Raw genomic sequence first — 273 nt, forward strand, 5'->3', positions numbered from 1 at the left:
GATCGTGCAGTCGCGCGGCGCATCGGCCGGGCCGCCGACCAGGAAGCGCGCGACCGCGTCGATCGGTTTCTGAGTGGCCGATAAGCCGATGCGCGGCAACGCGCGGCCCGTCAACGCATCGAGGCGTTCGAGCGACAGCGCGAGATGGCTGCCGCGCTTGGACGACGCGAGCGCGTGGATCTCGTCGACGATCACCGAACGCACGCTCGACAGCATCTGCCGTCCCGACGGCGACGACAGCAGCACGTACAGCGACTCGGGCGTCGTCACGAG

1 protein-coding gene is annotated in these 273 nt (G+C 69.6%); it reads right to left on the minus strand.

The window, feature by feature from the left end; all coding sequences use genetic code 11:
• The coding region (locus R0J88_RS20150) for a DEAD/DEAH box helicase (protein ID WP_410900897.1) at positions 1-273 on the minus strand (273 nt) is incomplete at both ends.

Source organism: Pseudoalteromonas sp. SIMBA_162 (assembly GCF_046535955.1).
GTDB classification, from domain to species: Bacteria; Pseudomonadota; Gammaproteobacteria; order Enterobacterales; family Alteromonadaceae; genus Pseudoalteromonas; species Pseudoalteromonas marina.